Source organism: Pseudovibrio sp. POLY-S9 (assembly GCF_001431305.1).
GTDB lineage: Bacteria > Pseudomonadota > Alphaproteobacteria > Rhizobiales > Stappiaceae > Pseudovibrio.
Genome location: NZ_LCWX01000166.1, coordinates 194672 through 201074 on the forward strand (window position 1 = coordinate 194672; position 6403 = coordinate 201074).

General features: G+C 55.1%; 4 protein-coding genes and 1 pseudogene. 1 reads left to right on the forward strand and 4 read right to left on the reverse strand.

The features are described 5' to 3' along the window. A partial coding sequence (locus PPL9_RS31400) for a malonyl-CoA decarboxylase family protein (protein ID WP_200962330.1) occupies positions 1-731 on the forward strand: 731 nt, incomplete at its 5' end. On the opposite strand, the gene PPL9_RS17010 is transcribed toward PPL9_RS31400, so the two are convergent. The 4 genes and pseudogenes from PPL9_RS17010 to PPL9_RS17025 form a co-directional block, all read right to left on the reverse strand. Continuing rightward, positions 728-2266, reverse strand: a complete 1539-nt coding sequence (locus tag PPL9_RS17010; RefSeq protein ID WP_057463814.1) for an FGGY-family carbohydrate kinase — start codon at positions 2264-2266, stop codon at positions 728-730. The two genes, PPL9_RS31400 and PPL9_RS17010, sit on opposite strands and share 4 nt — an antisense overlap. Beyond that, positions 2263-3921 (reverse strand): glycerol-3-phosphate dehydrogenase/oxidase, encoded by a 1659-nt coding sequence (locus PPL9_RS17015; RefSeq protein WP_057463815.1) that lies wholly within the window; start codon positions 3919-3921, stop codon positions 2263-2265. The genes PPL9_RS17010 and PPL9_RS17015 overlap by 4 nt, the downstream gene beginning before the upstream one ends. A gap of 24 nt (positions 3922-3945) precedes the next feature. Beyond that, complete coding sequence (locus tag PPL9_RS17020) at positions 3946-5571, reverse strand: FAD-binding oxidoreductase (protein WP_057463816.1); 1626 nt, start codon at positions 5569-5571, stop codon at positions 3946-3948. A gap of 115 nt (positions 5572-5686) precedes the next feature. Next, positions 5687-6403, reverse strand: a pseudogene (locus PPL9_RS17025) (nicotinate phosphoribosyltransferase); the annotation flags it as partial.

Below are 6403 nucleotides of genomic sequence, written 5' to 3' on the forward strand. Positions count from 1 at the left end.
TCATCGCCTATGAGGCCGTGCATGCCATTGATAGTTGGGATGATTTGCGCCGTCGTTTGCAACCGGAAGACCGGCGGTGTTTTGCCTTCTTCCATCCCTCATTGCCAGATGAGCCGCTGATCTTTGTGGAAGTGGCGCTGACCAAGGGGGTGCCCTCGTCCATTCAAGGCGTGCTTGCAGAAGAGCGGGATATTGTGCCGGTTGATGAGGTGGATACGGCAGTTTTCTATTCGATCTCCAACTGTCAGAGCGGGCTGGCCGGTGTTTCCTTTGGCAACTCGCTGATCAAGCAGGTGGTACAGGACCTTTCGCGTGAGCTCAGTCAGCTGAAGACGTTTGTGACGCTGTCCCCGCTCCCTACTTTCTGCAAGTGGGCCAAAGAGCAAGAGATTGAGCTGCCGGAGACTGATGCAGCCCTTAAAGAACTCGCTGCTTATTACCTTCTTGAAGGCAAGCGAAAGAACGACATGCCGTTTGATCCGGTGGCGCGGTTCCATCTTTACAACGGTGCGCTGGTGCATGATGTGCATGTGGGGGCGGACACTTCCGAGAACGGCAAAAAGCAATCGGCGGGGGTGATGGTGAACTACCTGTATGATCTGCAGAAGATCTCCCAGAACCACGAAGTGTTTGCAAATAAAAAGGAAATCGTGGCCTCCAAACGCGTGCAGGCGCTTGCGAAGGCTGGTGTGGTGCAGACAGCATCGCAGCCCAAGAGCGATGTTGCCTAGCCGACGATCTTTCTGAGTGCTTTGTTCAGCGGGGCAAGCCTGCGCGGCATGGGCAGGTAGACATCCTCAAACAGCTTCTTGTAGAGCTGAACCGTTTTCGGGTCCGGCTGAAACACTTCGTTTTGCCGTGTCATGGCCTTCATGGCCTGCGTGAAGTCAGGGTGGACCCCAGCACCTACGCTTGCGGCAATGGCAGCACCCAGACCCGCAGTTTCAAAGGTATGCGGGCGCTCGGTGGGCAGGCCGAAGATGTCTGCGGTGATCTGCATGATGGCGTCTGACTGAGAGCCGCCGCCGGAGACACGCAGGACTTTGATCTTCTCACCGCTTTTGCGCTCTATCCGCTTCAGTCCACGATGCAGTTCCAGCGTGATGCCTTCGATGATAGCGCGGTAGATGTGGCCTCTGGTATGCACATCTCCAAAGCCGATAATCGCGCCTTTCACTGGCGTGGAACGTCCGTTGTCACGGCCCCATTTGGGCAATAATGTCAAGCCATGGGACCCGGGAGGTGTGCTGTTGAGCAGGTCGTCAAAGAATACTTCGACCGGACTGCCAATCTCTTTGGCTTTCTCCTGCTCCGGGTGGCCGAACTCTTCCTTGAACCAGTTGACCATCCAGTACCCCAGAATGACGGAGGTTTCTGGTGTAAACATACGCGGCATACCCCCGGCATAGGCAGGTAGAGGGCGCTCCACCTCGAAGTACTTTCTGGAATGAATGGTTGCCGTTGCCCGTGTGCCGTAGCTGAGGCAGCCGACGCTAGCATCCACTGCGCCGCAGCCGACAGCTTCGCATGCTTTGTCAGCAGCTGCGGAGATGACTGGTAAGCCTTCCGGAAGCCCAGTGTGCTGCGCGGCTTCTTCACTCACATAGCCGATTGGGTTTCCGGGCTCTATGAGCTCTGGTAGGTGGCTGCGTTTGAAGGCAAAAAGCTTCCAGAGAAAGTGGTTATCACTCGCCCACTGCTGCTTTTTGTAGTCATAGGGAATGTAGCCAACCTGAGCGCCTGCTGAATCGCGAAAAAGGTCTGTCAGCTTGAAGTTGAGATAGCCGGAAACCTGCAGGAACTTATAGGTTTTCTTCCAAATTCCGGGCTGGTTGACTGCGATCCAGTTCACTTCACATTCGCCACGTACGCTCTTGATAGATCGGGACAAGCCTGCCACGCCAAAGATTGTTTTCCAAAGCAGTGGCAATGGTTTCTGCTGGTCTTCAATGCGCTCGTCCATCCATGTGATGGCAGGGCGCAGAGGGATGCCTCTCTCATCAACTGAGATTTGCGTGCCGCGCTGTGTGGTGACACTCATGGCTTTGACGGCAGCAGGATCAGCTCCTCTATCCCACAGCTCACGGCAGCAGCGACCCAGCAGCTCCCACAGGATAAGCGGATCAATCTCTGACCAACCGGGATTGTCACTTCGATAATCCGTAATCGGCTTTTGTACCTTGGACAGCAGCGTCCCGTCTGGAGAGAACAGCAAGGCGCGGATGCTCTGGCTGCCGCAGTCGATGGCGAGAAGCGTTTCCGTCATCCTGCTGCCACCTCTTGCATCATTTCCTGCTCTTGGGGTGCCTGTGTTGATGGCAAGCTGTAATGGTCTCGCCAAATCTTCTGATATCGCGACCATTCATCCTGCCATTTGTCCATGGACCACCCCAGTTTTTCTCTCAATTGTATTTCCAGCTCATCAGCTAATGCTGCCCCGCCTTCTTCCAACACTAAGCCAATTCGTGTGCGGCGCAAAAGGAGATCCTCTAAATGCACGACTTCTTCATGCATGACGGCCCACTCAAGCTCTGCCCAAATGCGGTTTGTGCCGCCGACGAAGGAAAGACCATTGGGAGACAGTGCTGCGATAAGTGTTGGAAAATCAGCGCCATAGTAGCCCTGTAATCGCTTGAGTTCGGCTTCTGGTAACCCAATACTGTCCTTCGTTTCAATGGAACTATGCTGAGGTTCGAACATACACTCGCCTGTCTGCCTTGTGTTCTTGCCCTCCAGATAGGTCGCACAGGTTTCCAGCACTTGCTCGGCCATCACGCGGAAGGTGGTGAGCTTTCCGCCTGTCACCGTGATGATGCCATCATCATCCCACACCACATGGTCGCGTTTGGCTTTTGACGGATGCAGTTCTTTAGGGTCAACGCCTTCATTGCCTACGATTGGCCGGACGCCTGACCATGTTGAAATGACGTCTTTCTCAGTAAGCTTTGTGCCCGGGAAGTTGTGGTTAGCACCATCAAGCAGATACGCTACCTCCTCCGATTTGATCGCGGCTTCCTGATCCAGATCCTCCGAGTGATCCAGATCAGTCGTCCCGATTACCGTGCGGCCCAACCACGGGTAGATGAAGACGCCGCGCTTGTCCTGCGGGTGCAGATAGGTCAGGCATTGATGCACTGGCATACGCCAGGACGGGACGACTATATGACTGCCACGTAAAGGGCGAATGCGTTTGGTCTGGCCCAATTGCTCGCGCAGGCCATCCGCCCAAACGCCGGTCGCATTGATGACTGTTTTGGTTGAGATGGCAAAGACTTCGCTGGTTTCCTGGTCTTGCACCTCAAGGAGTTTTGCTCCTGCTCCGTCACTATGGATCATCTTCACAGCGGCATAGTTGAGTGTGGTTGCGCCGCTTCGTCTGGCGTCAGCAAGGACGCGGAGGACAAGGCGGCTGTCATCAGTTAGAGCGTCAGTATATTGCGCTGAGCCCAGCAAACCATGTTCATTGAGCCCCGGCAAAGCAGCGATGGTCTGGTCGCGGTCCAGATATTTGTGGTCGCGTTTTCTGGCGAAGTATCCGTAGATGTTGAGGAGGACAGAGAAGGCGCGACGGGTTGGGAATTGCTTTTCACGGAACGGAAAAAGGTAACTCATGGGTTCAATGAGGCCGGGAGCTTCCTTCATCAGTCTTTCGCGCTCACGCACAGATTCCCGTGCCAGCCGGAACTCGCCCTGAGACAAGTAACGTAAGCCACCATGCACCATCTTGGAGGAGCGGCTGGACGTGCCCCATGCATAATCCTGCTTTTCCAGCAGCAAAACATCGAGGCCAGCTCGTGCTGCCATCAACGCAACACCAGCTCCGGTGATGCCACCGCCAACAACAACCATGTCCCAAGGCTTACTGCGCTGTTTTATGAGCGACAGTTTTTCGTGCCTGCTGAGTTGCCCTGTATTTGCCATTGCACCCTCCTCCAATATTGAGAGTTATGCGGGTTCTGTGTTGCCTACGGTTTCCTCGGAGATCAGAACACCGGGGTTCATGCGCAGGTCAGGATCGAAATTGTGGCTCAGTGCTTTTAAGGCACTCATGCCCAGCGCGCCTTTTTCTGCAGGCAAGTACGGTGCATGGTCACGCCCGACACCATGCTGGTGGCTGATGGTACCGCCATGGGCAACCACGGTTTCAGACGCGACTTTCTTGATGATTTTCCAGCGTTCCAGCGTCTCCTCATAGGTGCTGGCAACGGGGAACAGGTAGGTGGTGTATGCGCTGGAGCCCTGCGGGTAGACGTGAGACAGATGCGTGAACGCAAACACTGGAATGCCTTGTTCCTTCAGTGCTTTGGTGACGCTCTGTTCAACCACGTTGATGTAGGGGCGTAGGGCCGACCAGTCCATTGCCGTCTCAAAGGTATCGACACCCACACCATGTTCCCATAATGGGTGGCGCAGGTATGGTCCTTTGAAGCGGCCTTCCTTCCATTTGTCGCCCAGCATCTTGGAAAGAACGCGCTTAGCGCCGTGCTGCTTCAGGTAGGTGTTTGCAAGTTTCTGGTTTACGGAGACTTGCTTCTTTGATCCTGTCAGCCCAAAGGTGAGCATGCATTTCTGATCGGTCAGGCCCTTAAGCTTGAAGAGCATGTTGAGCTTGGAGAGCTTCTTCTCTGGCACCGCCAGCTTCAGGCTCACATCGGTTTCTGTCGCATTGCTCAGGCGCATCATGGAGAGCGGAATGCGGCCCTGTGTGAGGGCCTGGACAGCAGCGACGCCACTTTCCCAATCCGGCATGAAGACCGTATAGAACTGCTCCGTTTCAGCCAATGGCGTGACGCGCAGTTTTACTTCAGTGAGGATGCCTAACGTGCCTTCTGAGCCGAGCACCATCTCGCGCAGATCTGGGCCAGCAGAGGATGCAGGAAGACTTGGAATCTTCAATGTGCCTTTGGGCGTTTCCAGCGTGCCACCGGCAAAGAGTTGTTCAATGCGGCCATACCGCAGAGATTGCTGACCAGAGGAACGTGTGACGACCCAACCGCCAGCGGTGGAGAGCTCAAAACTTTGCGGGAAGTGGCCGAGCGTGTAACCGATGGCTGCCAGTTGAGCTTCAAGATCCGGCCCGCGTACGCCAGCTCCGAAAGTCGCGATCTGGCTTTCCTTGTCGAAGTCCAGCAGGCGATTCATGCGTGTGAGTGCGATGGTGATCTGCGGTTTCTCACTGGCAGGACATGCCAGATGGCCGACAACGGACGTGCCTCCGCCATACGGGACGAGGATGACATCTTGCTGCGCTGCCCAGTCCATAAGCTCGCGGATTTGCTGGGAGGTTTCCGGGAAAGCAACTGCATCGGGGATGTTTTCAAACATGCCACTGCGCATTTGCAGCCAATCTGCGAAGCTCTGCCCAGATGCATGCCTGATGCGCGTTGAGGGCGTTTTATCCAGTAAGGGATGGTCTGGTGCGCGAGACGCAGGAACACGCTCAATGGCGCTTTGCAAGGTGGCGTCAGATAACGGATGTGTCTCGCCTAAAAGCTCTGCGATCAAGGCCTTAGCAAAATCGGCCAGCTCCGCCTGATGCGTATCATCGCCCCAACCGTTCCATCTTCTCATCTTAGTCGCTCCCCCACACGTATAAACTGTGCTGCGTGACGCATGCTACACAGAGTTTACGCATAGGGAAACTATGCAAGTGGATTATTTTGAGTGATGGCTAAAATACGCCGCGTTACACGATAATCTTCTGGCTCATCTGCTTGCCAACACCGAAAACGCGCTTATAGCGTTCAATTTCTTCTCGTGATCCCATAGCTTTATTGGGATTGTCGGAGAGCTTGACTGTTGGTTTGCCGTTTGCAGAAATGGCTTTGCAGACCAGTGAGAACGGAGCCAAGGCATCATCTGGCACCAGCCCGCGGAAGTCGTTGGTAAGCATGGTTCCCCAACCAAAACTACACCGGACGCGGCCGTGGAACTTGCGCTGGAGGTGGGCGATCATGTCTTCGTCCAACCCATCAGAGAAGATGACGCGCTTTTGTGTTGGATCCTCTCCGCAGGCTTTCCACCATTTGATTGCTGCTTCTGCACCTTTGACTGGGTCACCGCTGTCGATGCGGATGCCTGTCCAGGAGGACAGCCAGTTCGGAGCGCGTTTCAGGAAGCCTTCGGTCCCGAACGTGTCTGGCAAGATAATGCGCAGATTGCCATCGTGCTCTTCCTGCCAGTCATTCAGCACCTGATACGGTGCGTCGGCAAGTTCATCATCACTTTCTGCCAGAGCGGAATAGACCATTGGCAATTCGTGCGCGTTGGTGCCGATTGCTTCCACTTCGCGGCGCATGGCTATCAGGCAGTTGGATGTGCCGACAAACTTTTTGCCGAGGCCTTCCATCATGGCCTGCACGCACCAGTCCTGCCACAGATAGGAGTGGCGGCGGCGGGGGCC

Bases quoted from the DNA above. Each gene is read 5' to 3' on its own strand.
- PPL9_RS17010 (WP_057463814.1), bottom strand. From the start codon at position 2,266: ATGACGGAAACGCTTCTCGCCATCGACTGCGGCAGCCAGAGCATCCGC.
- PPL9_RS17015 (WP_057463815.1), bottom strand. From the start codon at position 3,921: ATGGCAAATACAGGGCAACTCAGCAGGCACGAAAAACTGTCGCTCATA.
- PPL9_RS17020 (WP_057463816.1), bottom strand. From the start codon at position 5,571: ATGAGAAGATGGAACGGTTGGGGCGATGATACGCATCAGGCGGAGCTG.